Source organism: Pseudomonas nunensis (assembly GCF_024296925.1).
GTDB lineage: Bacteria > Pseudomonadota > Gammaproteobacteria > Pseudomonadales > Pseudomonadaceae > Aquipseudomonas > Aquipseudomonas nunensis.
The window spans coordinates 4,908,722-4,926,264 of record NZ_CP101125.1; the positions used below are offsets into that span (position 1 = coordinate 4,908,722).

Here is a 17,543-nt window from a genome sequence, read left to right on the forward strand (position 1 = left end):
AAACGCGACCCTTATACGGCCATCAGGTCCGCTTCTTTTTGCTTGGTCGCTGCATCGATATCGGCCTCAGCCTTGTCGGTCAGCTTCTGGATATCAGCAGCGGCACGACGCTCTTCGTCTTCGCTGATTTCCTTGTCCTTGACCAGTTTCTTCAGGTCGCCAAGTGCATCACGACGAATATTGCGCACGGCAACACGGGCATCTTCAGCTGCGCTACGCGCCTGCTTGGTGAAGCCCTTGCGGGTTTCTTCAGTCAGGGCAGGCATGGAGATCAGCAGCAACTCGCCCAGGTTGGTCGGATTGAGGTTCAAACCGGCACTTTGGATCGCTTTGTCGACTGCCGCGAGCATATTGCGCTCAAACGCCACGACCTGAAGGGTCCGGGAGTCTTTTACGGTGATGTTGGCCACTTGAGTGATGGAAGTGTCTGTGCCGTAGTACGGCACCATCACGCTGCCCAGAATGCTTGGGTGAGCCTTGCCGGTACGAATCTGACCAAATGCATGGTTCAGAGAGTCCAGAGATTTCTGCATGCGCTCTTGAGCGTCTTTCTTGATTTCGTTGATCATTGTTGGCCTTCCTCGATCAGGGTCCCTTCAGCGCCGCCATGCACGATGTTCAGCAGGGCGCCGGGCTTGTTCATGTTAAATACGCGCAGCGGCATTTTGTGGTCGCGGCACAGGCAGATAGCTGTCAGATCCATCACACCCAGCTTGCGATCCAGTACTTCATCGTAAGTCAGATGATCGAACTTCTCGGCATGCGGGTCTTTGAATGGGTCAGCGGTGTAGACGCCATCGACCTTGGTCGCCTTGAGCACGACATCGGCATCGATTTCGATTGCACGCAGGCAGGCTGCCGAATCCGTGGTGAAGAACGGATTGCCCGTACCGGCCGCGAAAATCACGACTTCCTTGGCATTCAGGTGGCGCATGGCTTTGCGGCGGTCGTAATGATCGGTCACGCCAACCATGGAAATGGCCGACATCACGATGGCCGAGATATTGGCACGTTCCAGCGCGTCGCGCATGGCCAGGGCGTTCATCACAGTGGCCAGCATGCCCATGTGGTCGCCGGTAACCCGATCCATGCCGGCCGCGCTCAGCGCTGCGCCACGGAACAGGTTGCCGCCGCCGATCACCAGACCGACCTGCACACCGATGCCGACCAATTGGCCCACTTCGAGCGCCATGCGATCCAGAACTTTCGGGTCGATCCCGAACTCTTCCGAGCCCATCAGGGCCTCGCCGCTAAGCTTGAGTAGAATGCGTTTATAGCGAGCCTGATAACCACTGCCCTGCTGAGCCATTGCGAATCTCTCCTGCGGCGTATTTTAAAAAATTCTTTGCGAGCTGTTTACAGCTGGCGTTCACTCTAGCTTGGCGCTGCTTCAGCGCCATCGGAACATGGCTTTGTAAGCCAGTTCCAAAGGGAAACCAATAAAAATTGGCAGCCCATCTGAAAAGAGGCTGCGCGCGTAAGCGGGCAGCCTCTTCAGGGCGACAGTTAAAAAACCGTCTTATTGCTTGGCGGCAGCCAGCTGGGCAGCAACTTCTTCAGCGAAGTTGTCGACCGGCTTCTCGATGCCATCGCCTACTTTGAAGTAGGTGAAGGAAACGATTTCAGCACCGGCTTTCTTGGCCAGTTCGCCAACCTTGATTTCAGGGTTCTTGACGAACGCCTGTTCAACCAGGCTCGCTTCAGCCAGGAACTTGCTGATACGGCCTTTGACCATGTTTTCAACGATGTTTTCTGGCTTGCCAGCGATCTTGTCAGCGTTGAGGGTCAGGAACACGCCTTTCTCGCGCTCGACCGCTTCAGCGGAAACTTCCGATGGCAGCAGGAATTCAGGGTTGGTCGCCGCTACGTGCATAGCGATGTCCTTGGCCAGCTCAACAGTGCCGCCTTTCAGGACAACTGCAACACCGATCTTGTTGCCGTGCAGGTAACCACCAACAACGTCACCTTCAACGCGTGCCAGACGACGGATGTTGACGTTTTCGCCAACCTTGCCGACCAGTACCAGGCGAGCAGCTTCTTGAGCTTCGATCAGCGGAGCAACATCAGTCAGCTTGTCAGCGAATGCTTTTTCAACGCTGGAAGCAACGAATGCCTTGAAATCGTCCTGCAAAGCCAGGAAGTCGGTCTGCGAGTTCACTTCCAGCAGAACGGCGGATTTACCGTCTTCTTTCAGAGTGATCGCGCCTTCAGCAGCTACGTTGCCTGCTTTCTTGGCAGCCTTGATGGCGCCCGAAGCACGCATGTCGTCAATGGCTTTTTCGATGTCGCCGCCGGCCTTGGTCAAGGCCTTTTTGCAATCCATCATGCCTTCGCCAGTACGCTCACGCAGTTCTTTAACCAACGCTGCAGTAATCTCTGCCATTTCAAAAATCCTCTTGGATAGGTTATCAACCATTCCACCCGATCGAACGGGCGTTCAATTCTTCCCGAAACACCTTTGTAAGTCGCTGCACGTTACAGAAGCTGTAGCTGCGCTACCGACAAATGGTTTTCGAGGTGGCAAAAAGGGGGCCAAGCCCCCTTTTTGCTTACTGAGTTAACGCCAAGGCGTCAATTACTCAGCTGCTGCTACCGGAGCTTCTTCAACGAACTGCTCGGTGCCGCCAGCAACGTGGTTGCGACCGCGGATTACAGCGTCAGCCATCGAACCCATGTACAGCTGGATAGCGCGGATTGCGTCATCGTTGCCTGGGATGATGTAGTCAACGCCTTCCGGGCTGCTGTTGGTATCGACTACGCCGATAACCGGGATACCCAGTTTGTTGGCTTCGGTGATCGCGATGCGCTCGTGATCAACGTCGATAACGAACAGTGCGTCTGGCAGACCGCCCATGTCCTTGATACCACCCAGGGAACGATCGAGCTTCTCAAGATCGCGAGTGCGCATCAGCGCTTCTTTCTTGGTCAGCTTGGCGAAAGTACCGTCTTCGGCTTGCACTTCAAGGTCACGCAGACGCTTGATGGAAGCACGGATGGTTTTGAAGTTGGTCAGCATGCCGCCCAACCAGCGGTGATCGACGTACGGCGAACCGCAACGTGCTGCTTCTTCAGCAACGATCTTGCCAGCGGAACGCTTGGTGCCGACGAACAGAATCTTGTTTTTGCCCTGGGCCAGGCGCTCTACGAAAGTCAGAGCTTCGTTGAACATTGGCAGGGTTTTTTCAAGGTTGATGATGTGAATCTTGTTACGCGCGCCGAAAATGTATTTACCCATTTTCGGGTTCCAGTAACGGGTTTGGTGACCGAAGTGCACACCGGCCTTCAGCATATCGCGCATGTTGACTTGGGACATGATAGTTCCTTAATAAGTCGGGTTTGGCCTCCACGTATCCCAATGACCAACCAGCAGCATCAGCTGAAGGCACCCAGGTCATCGTGTCGACACGTGTGTGGATTTAAGCCTTTCGGGGTATCCCCGGAAAGCGGCGCATTTTATATCACAAGGCAGGAAAAAACGGAACCCGGATTCTGAATTCCTGGCGCGCGCCTTTATCCACGCCCTTGGAATCGCCCAAGAATGCGCCTATCTATAGAGAGAAGCGACGCACAGAGGCTCAGATTTGCGCTGATCGTCTGTTAGAATCGCGTTTTTCAGGGCTGCGAAGATTGACCGCGCAACGCCCATTCCGAATTAGTAAGCGCCGTTGAGCGCAGAGAGAGCCTGTATGACCGTCACCCTCAAGACCCCCGAGGACATCGCAAAAATGCGGATCGCCGGCAAACTGGCCGCCGATGTGCTGGAAATGATTGCCGAACATGTCAAACCGGGCGTCACCACCGAAGAACTGGACCGCATCTGCCACGACTACATCGTCAACGAGCAGAAAGCCATCCCTGCCCCGCTCAACTACAAGGGCTTCCCGAAGTCGATCTGCACCTCGATCAATCACGTGGTGTGCCACGGCATCCCGAATGAGAAGCCGCTGAAGAATGGCGACACCGTGAACATCGACGTGACCGTGATCAAGGACGGCTACCACGGCGACACCAGCCGCATGTTCCACGTCGGCACCGTGCCGGTCTGGGCCGAGCGTCTGTCGCAGATCACCCAGGAATGCATGTACAAGGCCATCGAAATCGTCAAACCCGGCTGCCGACTGGGCGACATCGGTGAAGTGATCCAGAAGCACGCGGAAAAGAACGGCTTCTCGGTGGTTCGCGAATTCTGCGGCCACGGCATCGGCAAGGTGTTCCACGAAGAGCCGCAGATCCTGCACTACGGCCGCGCCGGCACCGGCATGGAACTGAAAGCCGGCATGACCTTCACCATCGAGCCGATGATCAACCAGGGCAAGGCCGACACCAAGGTGTTGGGCGACGGCTGGACCGCGATCACCAAAGACCGCAAGCTCTCGGCGCAGTGGGAACACACCCTGCTGGTCACCGAAACCGGCTACGAGATCTTCACCCTGCGCGCCGATGACACCATCCCCCGCGTTTCGGCCTGATCGACCCGCACAGTTCACAGCCTTATAGAAAGGAAAGCCAATCGATGCCGCAGGTGGATCCCGAACTCTTCGACCGTGGCCAGTTCCAGGCGGAACTGGCCCTGAAGGCCAGCCCGATTGCGGCCTTCAAGAAGGCGATTCGCCAGGCCCGCGAGGTTCTCGACGGGCGTTTTCGCAGCGGGCGGGACATTCGCCGGTTGATCGAGGATCGTGCCTGGTTCGTCGATAACATCCTGCAAAAGGCCTGGGAGCAGTTCAACTGGAGCGAAGACGCCGACATCGCGCTGGTTGCGGTTGGCGGCTACGGTCGCGGCGAGTTGCACCCGTATTCCGACATCGATCTGCTGATCCTGCTGGACAGTGCCGACCACGAGGTTTTCCGCGATTCCATCGAGCGTTTTCTAACGTTGTTGTGGGATATCGGCCTGGAAGTCGGTCAGAGCGTGCGCTCGGTGGACGAATGCGCCGTCGAGGCCCGCGCCGACCTGACTGTCGTCACCAACCTGATGGAGAGCCGCACCATCTGCGGCCCCGAGCGCCTGCGCCAGCGCATGCTCGACGTCACCAGCACCGCGCACATGTGGCCGAGCAAGGAGTTTTTCCTGGCCAAGCGCGCCGAGCAAAAGGCCCGTCACCACAAGTACAACGACACCGAATACAACCTGGAACCTAACGTCAAAGGCTCGCCCGGCGGCTTGCGGGATATCCAGACGATTCTGTGGGTCGCCCGTCGCGAGTACGGCACCCTGAACCTCCGGGCCCTGGCCGGCGAAGGCTTTCTGGTAGAAAGCGAAAACGCCCTGCTGGCCTCGTCCCAGGAATTCTTGTGGAAGGTTCGTTACGCCCTGCACATGCTCGCTGGCCGCTCCGAAGACCGCTTGCTGTTCGACCACCAGCGCTCCATCGCCGGGCTGCTGGGGTTTGAAGGTGATGACGCCAAGCAGGCCATCGAAAACTTCATGCAGCAGTATTACCGCGTGGTCATGAGCATCGCCCAGCTCAGCGACCTGATCATCCAGCACTTCGAGGAAGTCATTCTCGCGCCGGAAGACGAAGCGCCACCGCAGCCGATCAACTCGCGATTCCAGCTGCACGATGGCTACATCGAAGCACGTAACAACAACGTGTTCCGCCGTACGCCGTTCGCCATGCTCGAAATCTTCGTGCTAATGGCCCAGCAACCGGAAATCAAAGGCGTGCGGGCCGATACCATTCGTCTGCTGCGGGAAAACCGTCACCTGATCGACGATGACTTCCGTAACGATATTCGCAACACCAGCCTGTTTATCGAGCTGTTCAAGTGCAAGATCGGCATCCATCGCAACCTGCGGCGGATGAACCGTTACGGCATCCTCGGGCGCTACCTGCCGGAGTTCGGCTTTATCGTCGGGCAGATGCAGCACGACCTGTTCCACATCTATACGGTCGATGCCCACACCCTGAACCTGATCAAGCATCTGCGTAAGTTGCAGTACACCCAGGTGTCGGAAAAATTCCCGCTGGCCAGCAAGCTCATGGCCAAGCTGCCCAAGCCGGAACTGATCTACCTGGCCGGCCTGTACCACGACATCGGCAAGGGCCGGCATGGTGATCACTCGGACATCGGCGCGGTGGACGCCGAAGCCTTTTGCCAGCGTCATCAATTGCCAGTGTGGGACAGTCGCCTGATCGTCTGGCTGGTGCAGAACCACCTGGTGATGTCGACCACCGCCCAGCGCAAGGACTTGTCCGACCCACAGGTGATCCATGATTTCGCGCAGATCGTCGGCGATGAAACCCATCTCGATTATCTGTATGTGCTGACCGTCGCCGACATCAACGCCACCAACCCGACGCTGTGGAATTCCTGGCGTGCCAGCCTGTTGCGCCAGCTCTATACCGAAACCAAGCGCGCCTTGCGTCGCGGCCTGGAAAATCCGGTGGACCGCGAAGAGCAGATCCGCCAGACCCAAAGCGCGGCCCTGGACATTCTGGTGCGCGGCGGCACCGACCCGGACGATGTCGAGCAGCTGTGGGCACAGTTGGGCGATGACTACTTCCTGCGTCACACCGCCGGCGACGTGGCCTGGCACAGTGACGCGATCCTGCAGCAGCCGGCCGATGGCGGTCCGCTGGTGCTGATCAAGGAAACCACCCAGCGCGAATTCGAGGGCGGCACGCAGATCTTCATCTATGCGCCCGACCAACACGACTTCTTCGCCGTGACCGTGGCCGCGATGGACCAGCTCAACCTGAACATTCACGACGCGCGGGTGATCACCTCCAGCAGCCAGTTCACCCTCGACACCTACATCGTGCTCGACACCGACGGCGACTCGATCGGCGACAACCCGACGCGGGTCAAGCAGATCCGCGAAGGCCTGACCGAAGCCCTGCGCAACCCGGACGATTACCCGACGATCATCCAGCGTCGGGTGCCGCGCCAGCTCAAGCACTTTGCGTTCGCGCCACAAGTGACGATCCACAACGACGCCCAGCGTCCGGTGACCGTGCTAGAACTCAGCGCCCCGGATCGCCCGGGCCTGCTGGCGCGCATTGGTGGCATCTTCCTCGAGTTCGATCTGTCGCTGCAAAACGCCAAGATTGCGACCCTGGGCGAGCGCGTGGAAGACGTGTTCTTCATCACCGACGCGAACAACCAGCCGCTGTCCGACCCGTTGCTGTGCAGCCGCTTGCAGGATGCAATCGTTGAGCAACTGAGCGTCAGCCAGGAACCCGATATCAAACTGTCTCGGATCAGCATCTGAACCAACATATTTCCCCTGTGGGAGCGGGCTTGCTCGCGAAAGCGGTGGGTCAGTCGACATTAACCTGTCTGACACACCGCATTCGCGAGCAAGCCCGCTCCCACATTAGAAGAGGCCCCCGATGAACAACGCTCTGAACCAGTTGCAGCCCTACCCGTTCGAGAAGCTCCGCGCCCTGCTCGGTAGCGTCACGCCCAACCCGGACAAGCGCCCTATCGCGCTGTCGATCGGCGAGCCGAAGCACCGTTCGCCAAGCTTTGTCGCCGAAGCCCTGGCCAGCAATCTGGATCAGATGGCCGTGTATCCGACCACCCTCGGCATCCCGGCCCTGCGCGAAGCCATCGCGGCCTGGTGTGAACGTCGCTTTGACATCCCGAACGGCTGGCTCGACCCTGCGCGCAATGTGCTGCCGGTCAATGGCACCCGTGAAGCGCTGTTTGCCTTCACCCAAACCGTGGTCAACCGTGGCGACGACGCGCTGGTGGTCAGCCCGAACCCGTTCTATCAAATCTACGAAGGCGCGGCATTCCTCGCCGGGGCCAAGCCGCATTACCTGCCGTGCCTCGACGAAAACGGTTTCAACCCAAATTTCGATGCGGTTTCGCCCGACATCTGGAAGCGTTGCCAGATCCTGTTCCTGTGCTCGCCGGGGAACCCGACCGGCGCACTGATCCCGGTCGACACCCTGAAGAAGCTGATCGCCCTGGCCGACCAATACGACTTCGTGATCGCCGCCGACGAGTGCTACAGCGAACTGTACTTCGACGAACAAACCCCGCCGCCGGGCCTGCTCAGCGCTTGCGTGGAACTGGGCCGCAAGGACTTCAAGCGTTGCGTGGTGTTCCACAGCCTGTCCAAGCGCTCCAACCTGCCGGGCCTGCGTTCGGGTTTCGTCGCCGGTGACGCCGACATTCTCAAAGGCTTCCTGCTGTACCGCACCTATCACGGCTGCGCGATGCCGGTTCAGACCCAGCTGGCCAGCGTCGCCGCGTGGAACGACGAAGTGCACGTGCGCGCCAACCGTGCGCTGTATCGCGAAAAATACGATGCGGTCCTGGAAATCCTCAGCCCGGTGATGGATGTACAACGTCCGGACGGCGGTTTCTACCTGTGGCCGAACGTTGAAGGTGATGACGAGGCGTTCTGCCGGGATTTGTTCGTTGAAGAACACGTGACGGTGGTCCCGGGGTCGTACTTGTCTCGCGACGTGGACGGCACCAATCCTGGCGCTGGCCGGGTGCGTATGGCGCTGGTTGCGCCGTTGGCCGAGTGCGTTGAAGCCGCCGAGCGGATTCGCGCCTTCATCCAGCGCCGCAAATAAAACCCCACCTGTAGGAGCGAGGCTTGCCCGCGAAAGCGTCTTATCTGACACACCGCTTTCGCGGGCAAGCCTCGCTCCTACAGGGGGCGGTGTTATTTCACCTGGCCGAGGTTTGCTTCGCTCAGGTCCAGCTCGCCCAGCACTTCACGCAAAACGTCATCACCAATCTGGTGGTGACGGCTGAGGCTGTATAACTCCAGACGCTGCGCCCGCAGCGCCTTCAAGCGCAATCGCCGCTCCAGCAGGTCCATCTGAAACGCCAGGGCCTGGGCTTCGGCGGAGTCGTTGAACACCTCCAGTTGATGCCGATATTCGGACATGATTCGCGCCTTGAGTTCAGCCGCCAGCGCCGCTTCCGCCGCATCCGCAGGCTTGGCTTCTTCGACTTCCAGCGCATGAATCGCCGCTTCTGCGGTTTTGCGCCAAGCCTCACGCACTTCGTTACGGCGCTTGTCGTCGGGGCTTTTCTCGATGCCACGCAGTAACAGCGGCAAGGCAATGCACGCCGCGATCAGCGACAGCAGAATCACCCCGGCAGCGATGAAAATCAGCAGGTCACGCTCGGGAAACGCATCAGCCCCCATTAATAGCGGCACCGACAGCACGCCCGCCAGGGTCACCGCACCGCGCACGCCGCCGACAGTCAGCAACCAGCAAGATCGCGCCGTGGGCACCAGCGTCAACTCGCCCTTCCCGCGCCAGCGGCGCAACAGTCCCGAGAAGCGCCACGTGCTCTGCACCCAGATAAACCGCAGCACCAGCAACACCAGGAAAATCGCCACCACATCCAGGCAACGGTAGAGCAGCGTCGGCCACAACGAGGTTTCGTGACTGGCCACAGCCTTGATGATGTCTGGCAGTTGTAGGCCCAGCAGCAGGAAGATCAGGCCGTTGAAGGCGAATTCCAGCAACGACCAGACACTGCGATTGAGCAATCGGGTACTGGTTTGGCGTGGCAGCAGGTCGAGCCAGCTCTGCATCATCCCCGCTGCGACTGCAGAAAGAATGCCGGATGCACCAAGACGTTCGGCCAGCACATAAGCGGCGAACGGCAGCAGCAACATGAACACCACGTGAGTCGCCGGGTCATCCCAGCCCCGGGCGATCATCCACGAGCGCAAGCGCCCGACCAGCCAACTGAGCGCCACGCCAATGGCCAGGCCACCGACCGCCACCAGTACGAAGGTCAGACTGGCGTTGGCCAGGGAGAACACGCCGGTCACCGCGGCGACCAAGGCAAACTTGAAGGTCACCAGGCCCGACGCGTCGTTCATCAACGCCTCGCCCTGCAGCATGTGCATCAGCGGTGTCGGCAAACGGTTCTGGGAAATCGCCGACACCGCCACGGCATCAGTTGGCGACAACACCGCCGCCAACGCGAACGCCACCGGCAGCGGGATACTGGGGATCAACCAGTGAATGAAATACCCGGCGCCGACCACCGTGAACAGCACCAAACCGACGGCCAGGGTCAGGATCGGCCCGCGCAGACGCCACAGTTCGCGCTTGGGCATGCGCCAGCCATCGGAAAACAGCAGCGGCGGCAGAAACAGGAAGAGGAACAACTCGGGGTCCAGCGCTACATGCAGCCCCAACGTGGGCCAGGCGAGTAAAGCACCCGCGCCGATCTGCACCAATGGCAGGGGCAGCGGGATCACCCGTCCGATCAGGCGTGAAACGCCGACCAGCATCAACAGGATCAGGACGGTGTAGGCGGTTTGCATAAAGCGTTATTCCCAGACAATCGACAGCATTGAAGTGCCATATTAGCCGCTTAGACTGCTGGCTGGCCGTTGCACCAATGTCGCATCGCCCCGCTACACCGCAAAACCACTGTGGGAGCGGCGGTGCGACGATTCGACTTGCTCGCGAAGGCGTCGTGTCAGCCGCCATCACTGCTACCTGACACGACGCCTTCGCGAGCAAGCCCGCTCCCACAGGTTTTGCGCTTTAACCGGAAGGCCATGGCATAATCCGTCACCATTTTTTTCCAGCACCTGCAAAGGGGGCAATTCCTTGACCGATTCAAGCAAAACGTTGCACCTTTTCGGCATCAAAGCCTGCGACACCATGAAAAAGGCGCGCACCTGGCTCGATGAACACGCTGTCAGCTATGACTTTCATGATTACAAAACGGCCGGTATCGACCGTGAACACCTCAACCAATGGTGCGACGAGCACGGCTGGCAAGTGGTGTTGAACCGCGCAGGCACGACCTTTCGCAAACTCGACGACGAACGCAAAGCCGATCTCGACCAAGCGAAAGCCATCGAGCTGATGCTCGCACAACCCTCGATGATCAAGCGCCCGGTGCTTGATCTCGGTGACCGAACCCTGATTGGCTTCAAGCCAGATATCTACGCGGCCGCACTCAAGTAAGGCAGCCCGTTCTTTTTGTTAGAGGTATCAACATGTCCAATTCCCTGTTCAGCCTGGCCTTCGGTGTCGGCACTCAAAACCGTCAAGGCGCATGGCTGGAAGTGTTTTACGCACAGCCGCTGCTCAATCCGTCGGCCGAGCTGGTCGCAGCCATTGCACCGGTCCTGGGCTACACCGAAGGCAACCAGGCCATCACCTTCACTACCGCACAGGCTTCGCAACTGGCTGAAGCGCTGAAGAACGTCGATGCCGGCCAAGCCGCGCTGCTGACCCGTCTGGCCGAAAGCCACAAGCCGCTGGTCGCGACCATCCTGGCTGAAGACGTGCAACTGACGTCCACGCCTGAGGCTTACCTCAAGCTGCACCTGCTGTCCCACCGTCTGGTCAAGCCTCACGGCCTGAACCTGGCCGGCGTGTTCCCGCTGCTGCCAAACGTTGCCTGGACCAGCCAGGGCGCCATCGACCTCGCCGAACTGGCCGAGCATCAACTGGAAGCCCGCCTGCGCGGCGAGCTGCTGGAAGTGTTCTCGGTGGACAAGTTCCCGAAAATGACCGACTACGTGGTTCCGGCCGGCGTGCGTATCGCTGACGCCGCGCGGATTCGCCTGGGCGCCTACGTGGGCGAAGGCACCACGGTGATGCACGAAGGTTTCGTCAACTTCAACGCAGGCACCGAAGGCCCGGGCATGATCGAAGGTCGTGTGTCGGCTGGCGTGTTCGTCGGCAAGGGTTCGGACCTGGGCGGCGGTTGCTCGACCATGGGCACCCTGTCGGGCGGCGGCAACATCGTGATCAAGGTTGGCGAAGGCTGCCTGATCGGCGCGAACGCCGGTATCGGTATCCCGTTGGGCGACCGCAACACTGTTGAATCGGGCCTGTACGTGACCGCCGGCACCAAAGTCGCGCTGCTCGACGAAAACAACAAACTGGTCAAAGTCGTGAAGGCTCGTGAACTGGCTGGCCAACCTGACCTGTTGTTCCGTCGCAATTCGGAGACCGGTGCGGTGGAATGCAAAACCCACAAATCGGCCATCGAACTGAACGAAGCGCTGCACGCTCACAACTAAGCAGAGCATCAAACGATCACCTGTGCCTTGCCCTCGATCTTGATTTTGATCTTGATCTTGATCTTGATCTTGTAGGAGCGAGGCTTGCCCGCGAAGCTTTTGGGCGTCAGTGAAGACGCCTTCGCGGGCAAGCCTCGCTCCTACAAGGGCAAGGGCGAGGAATATCAAGGTCAGGCGCTCCCCCCGCCCATGTTCAACAGGGCCCGATAGCATGATGATTCCTTCTCCCTGGCGCGCCGATTTTCCGGCCATCGCCGCCTTGCAACGGCAAGACCAGACCTATCTGGACAACGCCGCCACCACGCAAAAACCTCAAGCCCTGCTGGATGCCCTGACGCATTACTACGCCAACGGCGCGGCCAACGTGCATCGGGCGCAACACCTGCCCGGCGCCCACGCCACCCAGGCGTTCGAGGACAGCCGCAGCAAAATCGGCCAATGGCTGAATGCCGGCGATTGCGGGCAGATCATCTTTACCCACGGAGCGACCTCCGCGCTGAACCTCCTGGCCTATGGCCTGGAACACTTATTCAATCCGGGCGATGAGATTGTCATCAGCGCCCTGGAGCACCACGCCAACCTGCTGCCCTGGCAGCAACTGGCCCTGCGCCGCGACTTGAAGCTGATCGTTTTGCCGCTGGACGCCGACGGTTTGATTGACCTCGCGACCGCCGCGCAGTTGATTGGCCCGCGAACCCGGTTGCTCGCGGTCAGTCAGCTCTCCAACGTGCTCGGCGCTTGGCAGCCATTGCCCGAATTGCTGGCGCTGGCCCAAGCGCACGACGCGTTGACCGTGGTCGATGGTGCTCAAGGCATCGTCCATGGCCGGCATGATGTGCAGGAGTTGGGTTGCGACTTTTATGTGTTTTCCAGCCACAAGCTCTACGGCCCTGACGGTTTGGGCGTGTTGTTCGGCCGCAATGAAGCGCTCAAGCAGCTGCGTCATTGGCAATTCGGCGGTGAAATGGTGCTGGACGCCAATTACCACGACGCCCGTTTCCGCCCGGCACCGCTGGGTTTCGAAGCCGGAACGCCGCCGATTGCGAGTGTGATTGGCCTCGGCGCGACCCTGGATTACCTGAGCGGACTGGATCAGGACGCAGTGAACGCCCACGAAGCGGCGCTGCATGACTATTTGCTCAAGGGTCTTGAGGCACGCAACGGCATTCGATTGCTGGGCAAGCCGCAACTCGCGTTGGCCAGTTTCGTCGTCGAGGGTGTGCATAACTCCGATCTGGCGCATTTGCTGACCGAACAGGGTATCGCCGTGCGCGCCGGTCATCACTGCGCCATGCCGCTGCTCAAAAGCTTCGAATTGGCCGGGGCGATTCGGGTATCGCTGGCGCTGTATAACGACTCCGAGGATCTGGAGCGGTTCTTTGAAGCGCTGGATCAGGCGCTGGAGTTGCTGCGATGAGCTTGCCGGCCGATGCGGCGTTGGCGCTGGAAACGTTCGAACAAGCCGGAAGCTGGGAACAGCGGGCGCGATTGCTGATGCAGTGGGGCGATCGCCTGCCGGCGTTGAGCGATGTGGATAAGGTTGACGCCAACCGCGTGCATGGCTGTGAAAGCCAGGTTTGGTTGGTGGGCGCATTGCAGGATGGACATTGGCAGTTCGCCGCAAGCAGCGATGCGCGTTTGATTCGCGGATTGGTGGCGTTGCTGCTGGCGCGGGTTAACGGGTTGTCGGCGGTAGAGTTGCAGCAGGTGGATTTGCCGGATTGGTTTAGTCAGCTTGGGCTCAGTCGCCAGCTCTCCCCTTCGCGCAGTAATGGCCTGAATGCCGTGTTACAGCGGATGAATGAGTTGGCTGGTTAATCGCCTTCGCGAGCAAGCCCGCTCCCACAGGGAAATGCATTCCAATGTGGGAGCGGGCTTGCTCGCGAAGAGGCCATCAGCCACACCGATCAAGCCTCAGGTTTGACTCGGTCTGCCGGGCGCCGCACACCCGCCACAATCTTATCCACAGCCTTGGTCGCCGCGACCATGCCGAACGTCGCCGTCACCATCATTACCGCGCCAAACCCGCCGGCGCAGTCGAGCTTCACGCCGTCGCCGACAAAACTCTTCTGCAAGCAAATGCTGCCATCCGGTTTCGGGTAGCGCAGCTGTTCGGTGGAGAACACGCACGGCACGCTGTAATGGCGGGTCACGGTGCGGGAGAAGTTGTAGTCGCGGCGCAACGTCGAGCGCACTTTCGAGGCCAGCGGATCGTTGAAGGTCCGGTTCAGGTCGCAAACCTGGATCAGCGTCGGGTCAATCTGCCCGCCCGCGCCACCGGTGGTGATGATCTGGATCTTGCGCCGCTTGCACCAAGCGATCAGCGCAGCCTTGGCATTCACGCTGTCGATGCAGTCGATCACGCAGTCGATATTCGGCGTGATGTACTCGGCCATGGTCTCACGGGTGACGAAATCCGCCACCGCATGCACCGTGCAGTCCGGGTTGATCCCGCGCAGGCGCTCGGCCATCACTTCGACCTTGGGTTTGCCGACGGTGCTGTCCAGCGCGTGCAACTGACGGTTGGCGTTGCTGACGCAGACGTCATCGAGGTCGAACAGCGAAATCTCGCCCACGCCACACCGGGCAATGGCTTCCGCCGCCCAGGAACCGACGCCGCCAACGCCGACAATCGCCACGTGGGCCGCGCGCAAGCGGTCCAGGCCTTCAATGCCATACAACCGAGCGATGCCGGCAAACCGCGGATCTTCTGTACTCATGACCATTACCCCAAAAACCGGCGCGCATTATAGGGCTTCGCAGCCACAAGTTTTAAGCTTCAAGCTACAAGTGTAAGAACTTAAGACAAACTTCAGTGCCAAATGTGAGGCTTTTCCTTGCTTGCTGTACGGTAAGTGAAAGCACGGTGTAGGATGCGCGCCCCCTTGGCCAACCGCCGACCCGTTCCTTCGTTCCACAGCCTTTGGAACCTGAAATAGCTATGTCATCGCGTAAATTTGGACTCAACCTGGTTGTGGTGCTCGCCATCGCTGCCTTGTTTACCGGCTTCTGGGCGCTGATCAACCGCCCGGTCACCGCTCCCAACTGGCCTGAACAGATCTCCGGTTTTTCGTACTCGCCGTTTCAACAAGGCCAGTACCCACAGAAAGACCAGTACCCGACCGACGATGAAATGCGTCGCGATCTGGAGATCATGAGCAAGCTGACGGACAACATCCGCACCTACTCGGTCGACGGCACGCTGGAGGACATTCCCAAACTGGCGGAAGAGTTCGGCCTGCGCGTGACCCTAGGGATCTGGATCAGCCCGGACCAGGAACGCAACGAACGCGAGATCCTGCGCGCCATCGAATTGGCCAACACCTCACGCAGTGTGGTTCGCGTGGTTGTAGGCAACGAGGCGATCTTCCGTAAGGAAATTACCGCCAAGGACCTCAGCGTCATCCTCGACCGCGTCCGCGCCGCCGTGAAAGTGCCGGTGACCACGTCCGAGCAGTGGCACGTCTGGGAAGAACACCCGGAACTGGCCAAGCACGTCGACTTGATCGCCGCGCACGTCCTGCCTTATTGGGAATTCATCCCGGTGGACAAGGCCGGTCAATTCGTCCTCGACCGCGCCCGGGACCTGAAAAAGATGTTCCCGAAAAAACCGCTGCTGCTTTCGGAGGTTGGCTGGCCGAGCAACGGCCGCATGCGTGGCGGCACCGATTCGAGCCCGGCAGACCAGGCGATTTACCTGCGCACCCTGGTTAACAAACTGAACCGCCAGGGCTTCAACTACTTCGTGATCGAAGCCTTTGACCAACCGTGGAAGGCCACTGACGAAGGTTCGGTGGGCGCGTATTGGGGCGTGTTCAACGCCGCGCGCCAGCAGAAATTCAACTTCGAAGGCCCGGTGGTCGCGATCCCGCAATGGCGTGTACTGGCGATCGGCTCGGCCGTCCTGGCCTTGCTGTCGCTGACTTTGCTGATGATCGACGGCTCGGCCCTGCGCCAGCGTGGCCGTACCTTCCTGACCTTTATCGCGTTCCTGTGCGGTTCGGTTCTGGTGTGGATCGGTTATGACTACAGCCAGCAATACAGCACCTGGTTCAGCCTGACGGTGGGCTTCTTGCTCGCCCTCGGTGCGCTCGGGGTGTTTATCGTATTGCTGACCGAAGCCCACGAGTTGGCGGAAGCGGTCTGGACTCACAAGCGCCGGCGAGAATTCCTGCCGGTCGTGGGGGATTCGGACTACCGACCGAAAGTGTCGATCCACGTACCGTGCTACAACGAACCACCGGAGATGGTCAAACAGACCCTCAACGCCCTGGCCAACCTCGACTATCCGGACTTCGAAGTCCTGATCATCGACAACAACACCAAGGACCCGGCGGTCTGGGAACCGGTGCGCGATTACTGCGAGACCCTCGGCCCGCGCTTCAAGTTCTTCCACGTCGCCCCGTTGGCCGGTTTCAAGGGTGGCGCGCTGAATTACCTGATCCCGCACACCGCCAAGGATGCCGAAGTGATTGCGGTGATCGACTCCGATTACTGCGTCGACCCGAACTGGCTCAAGCACATGGTGCCGCACTTCGCCGATCCGAAAATCGCCGTGGTGCAGTCGCCACAGGATTATCGCGACCAGAACGAAAGCACCTTCAAGAAGCTCTGCTACGCGGAATACAAAGGTTTCTTCCACATCGGCATGGTCACCCGTAACGACCGTGACGCGATCATTCAGCACGGCACCATGACCATGACCCGACGTTCGGTGCTCGAGGAACTGGGCTGGGCTGACTGGTGCATCTGTGAAGACGCCGAACTGGGTCTGCGGGTATTCGAAAAAGGTCTGTCGGCGGCGTATTACCACACCAGCTACGGCAAAGGCCTGATGCCGGATACCTTTATCGACTTCAAGAAACAGCGTTTCCGCTGGGCCTATGGCGCGATTCAGATCATCAAGCGCCACACCGCCAGCCTGCTGCGCGGCAAGGACACCGAGCTGACCCGTGGCCAGCGTTACCACTTCCTCGCGGGCTGGTTGCCGTGGGTGGCGGACGGCATGAACATCTTCTTCACCGTCGGCGCCCTGTTGTGGTCGGCGGCGATGATCATCGTGCCGCAACGGGTCGATCCACCGCTGCTGATCTTCGCGATCCCGCCATTGGCGCTGTTCGTGTTCAAGGTGGCCAAGATCATCTTCCTGTACCGCCGTGCGGTCGGGGTCAACCTGAAGGACGCGTTCTGCGCGGCGCTGGCCGGGCTGGCGTTGTCGCACACCATCGCCAAAGCGGTGCTATACGGCTTCTTCACCAGCAGCATTCCGTTCTTCCGTACGCCGAAAAACGCCGATAACCACGGCTTCTGGGTGGCGATTTCGGAGGCTCGCGAAGAGGTGTTCATCATGCTGCTGTTGTGGGGCGCGGCGCTGGGGATCTTCCTGGTGCAGGGCCTGCCAAGCAACGACATCCGCTTCTGGGTGACCATGTTGCTGGTGCAGTCTCTGCCGTACCTGGCGGCGCTGATCATGGCGTTCCTGTCTTCGCTGCCCAAACCGGCCGCCGAGCCTGAGCCTCTACCAGCCGTCTAAATCAGTACAGATGCACTAAACGGCGGC

The 17,543-nt window shown here is 59.7% G+C and carries 15 protein-coding genes; 8 read left to right on the forward strand and 7 right to left on the reverse strand.

The features are described from left to right. Positions 1 to 11 precede the first annotated feature (11 nt). The 4 genes from frr to rpsB all read right to left on the reverse strand — a co-directional run bounded on the left by frr (position 12) and on the right by rpsB (position 3,313). Positions 12 to 569, reverse strand: coding sequence for a ribosome recycling factor (gene frr / locus NK667_RS21615; protein ID WP_007949335.1), 558 nt, complete (start codon positions 567 to 569; stop codon positions 12 to 14). Beyond that, a complete protein-coding gene (gene pyrH / locus NK667_RS21620; RefSeq protein ID WP_003172271.1) occupies positions 566 to 1,309 on the reverse strand; it encodes a UMP kinase in 744 nt (247 codons plus the stop codon). Before pyrH ends, frr begins: the two co-directional genes overlap by 4 nt. 210 nt (positions 1,310 to 1,519) lie before the next feature. After that, positions 1,520 to 2,383 (reverse strand): translation elongation factor Ts, encoded by an 864-nt coding sequence (gene tsf / locus NK667_RS21625; RefSeq protein WP_054047193.1) that lies wholly within the window; start codon positions 2,381 to 2,383, stop codon positions 1,520 to 1,522. A 192-nt stretch (positions 2,384 to 2,575) separates the two neighbouring features. Next, complete coding sequence (rpsB, locus tag NK667_RS21630; RefSeq protein ID WP_003219330.1) at positions 2,576 to 3,313, reverse strand: 30S ribosomal protein S2; 738 nt, start codon at positions 3,311 to 3,313, stop codon at positions 2,576 to 2,578. 373 nt (positions 3,314 to 3,686) lie between these two features. Between rpsB and map the strand changes: the two genes are divergently transcribed. From map to dapC, 3 genes are all read left to right on the forward strand, one after another. Further along, positions 3,687 to 4,469, forward strand: a complete 783-nt coding sequence (gene map / locus NK667_RS21635) for a type I methionyl aminopeptidase (RefSeq protein ID WP_054616008.1) — start codon at positions 3,687 to 3,689, stop codon at positions 4,467 to 4,469. A gap of 44 nt (positions 4,470 to 4,513) precedes the next feature. Continuing rightward, positions 4,514 to 7,216: a [protein-PII] uridylyltransferase gene (locus tag NK667_RS21640; RefSeq protein WP_054047198.1), complete on the forward strand. Its 2,703-nt coding sequence runs from the start codon at positions 4,514 to 4,516 to the stop codon at positions 7,214 to 7,216. Between the two features lie 121 nt (positions 7,217 to 7,337). Next, positions 7,338 to 8,537, forward strand: coding sequence for a succinyldiaminopimelate transaminase (gene dapC, locus NK667_RS21645; protein ID WP_054616009.1), 1,200 nt, complete (start codon positions 7,338 to 7,340; stop codon positions 8,535 to 8,537). A gap of 92 nt (positions 8,538 to 8,629) precedes the next feature. On the opposite strand, the gene NK667_RS21650 is transcribed toward dapC, so the two are convergent. Then, positions 8,630 to 10,261, reverse strand: coding sequence for a Na+/H+ antiporter (locus NK667_RS21650; protein ID WP_054616010.1), 1,632 nt, complete (start codon positions 10,259 to 10,261; stop codon positions 8,630 to 8,632). A gap of 292 nt (positions 10,262 to 10,553) precedes the next feature. Between NK667_RS21650 and NK667_RS21655 the strand changes: the two genes are divergently transcribed. Continuing rightward, positions 10,554 to 10,916 carry an ArsC family reductase gene (locus NK667_RS21655; RefSeq protein ID WP_054047203.1) on the forward strand — a complete coding sequence of 121 codons (363 nt, stop codon included), beginning with the start codon at positions 10,554 to 10,556 and terminating at the stop codon, positions 10,914 to 10,916. Positions 10,917 to 10,948: 32 nt separating this feature from the next. Further along, positions 10,949 to 11,983: a 2,3,4,5-tetrahydropyridine-2,6-dicarboxylate N-succinyltransferase gene (gene dapD, locus NK667_RS21660; RefSeq protein ID WP_054047205.1), complete on the forward strand. Its 1,035-nt coding sequence runs from the start codon at positions 10,949 to 10,951 to the stop codon at positions 11,981 to 11,983. Between the two features lie 8 nt (positions 11,984 to 11,991). Here the strand turns inward: dapD and NK667_RS32595 are convergent, their stop codons facing one another. Then, the gene (locus NK667_RS32595; protein WP_269084490.1) at positions 11,992 to 12,114 is read right to left on the reverse strand and encodes a hypothetical protein; all 123 of its coding nucleotides are present in this window, start codon (positions 12,112 to 12,114) and stop codon (positions 11,992 to 11,994) included. An 80-nt stretch (positions 12,115 to 12,194) separates the two neighbouring features. Here NK667_RS32595 and NK667_RS21665 point away from each other — a divergent pair, with 80 nt between their 5' ends. Together NK667_RS21665 and NK667_RS21670 are read left to right on the forward strand one after the other, a co-directional pair. Further along, on the forward strand, positions 12,195 to 13,400 hold the full coding sequence (locus tag NK667_RS21665) for an aminotransferase class V-fold PLP-dependent enzyme (RefSeq protein WP_054616011.1): 1,206 nt from the start codon (positions 12,195 to 12,197) through the stop codon (positions 13,398 to 13,400). Then, the gene (locus NK667_RS21670; protein ID WP_054616012.1) at positions 13,397 to 13,801 is read left to right on the forward strand and encodes a SufE family protein; all 405 of its coding nucleotides are present in this window, start codon (positions 13,397 to 13,399) and stop codon (positions 13,799 to 13,801) included. Before NK667_RS21665 ends, NK667_RS21670 begins: the two co-directional genes overlap by 4 nt. A gap of 89 nt (positions 13,802 to 13,890) precedes the next feature. Here NK667_RS21670 and tcdA read toward each other — a convergent pair whose 3' ends face one another. After that, positions 13,891 to 14,709 (reverse strand): tRNA cyclic N6-threonylcarbamoyladenosine(37) synthase TcdA, encoded by an 819-nt coding sequence (tcdA, locus tag NK667_RS21675; protein ID WP_054616013.1) that lies wholly within the window; start codon positions 14,707 to 14,709, stop codon positions 13,891 to 13,893. A 215-nt stretch (positions 14,710 to 14,924) separates the two neighbouring features. Here tcdA and NK667_RS21680 point away from each other — a divergent pair, with 215 nt between their 5' ends. After that, entirely contained in the window at positions 14,925 to 17,516 is a 2,592-nt protein-coding gene (locus NK667_RS21680) for a glycosyltransferase (protein WP_054047214.1), read from the forward strand. Positions 17,517 to 17,543 lie beyond the last annotated feature (27 nt).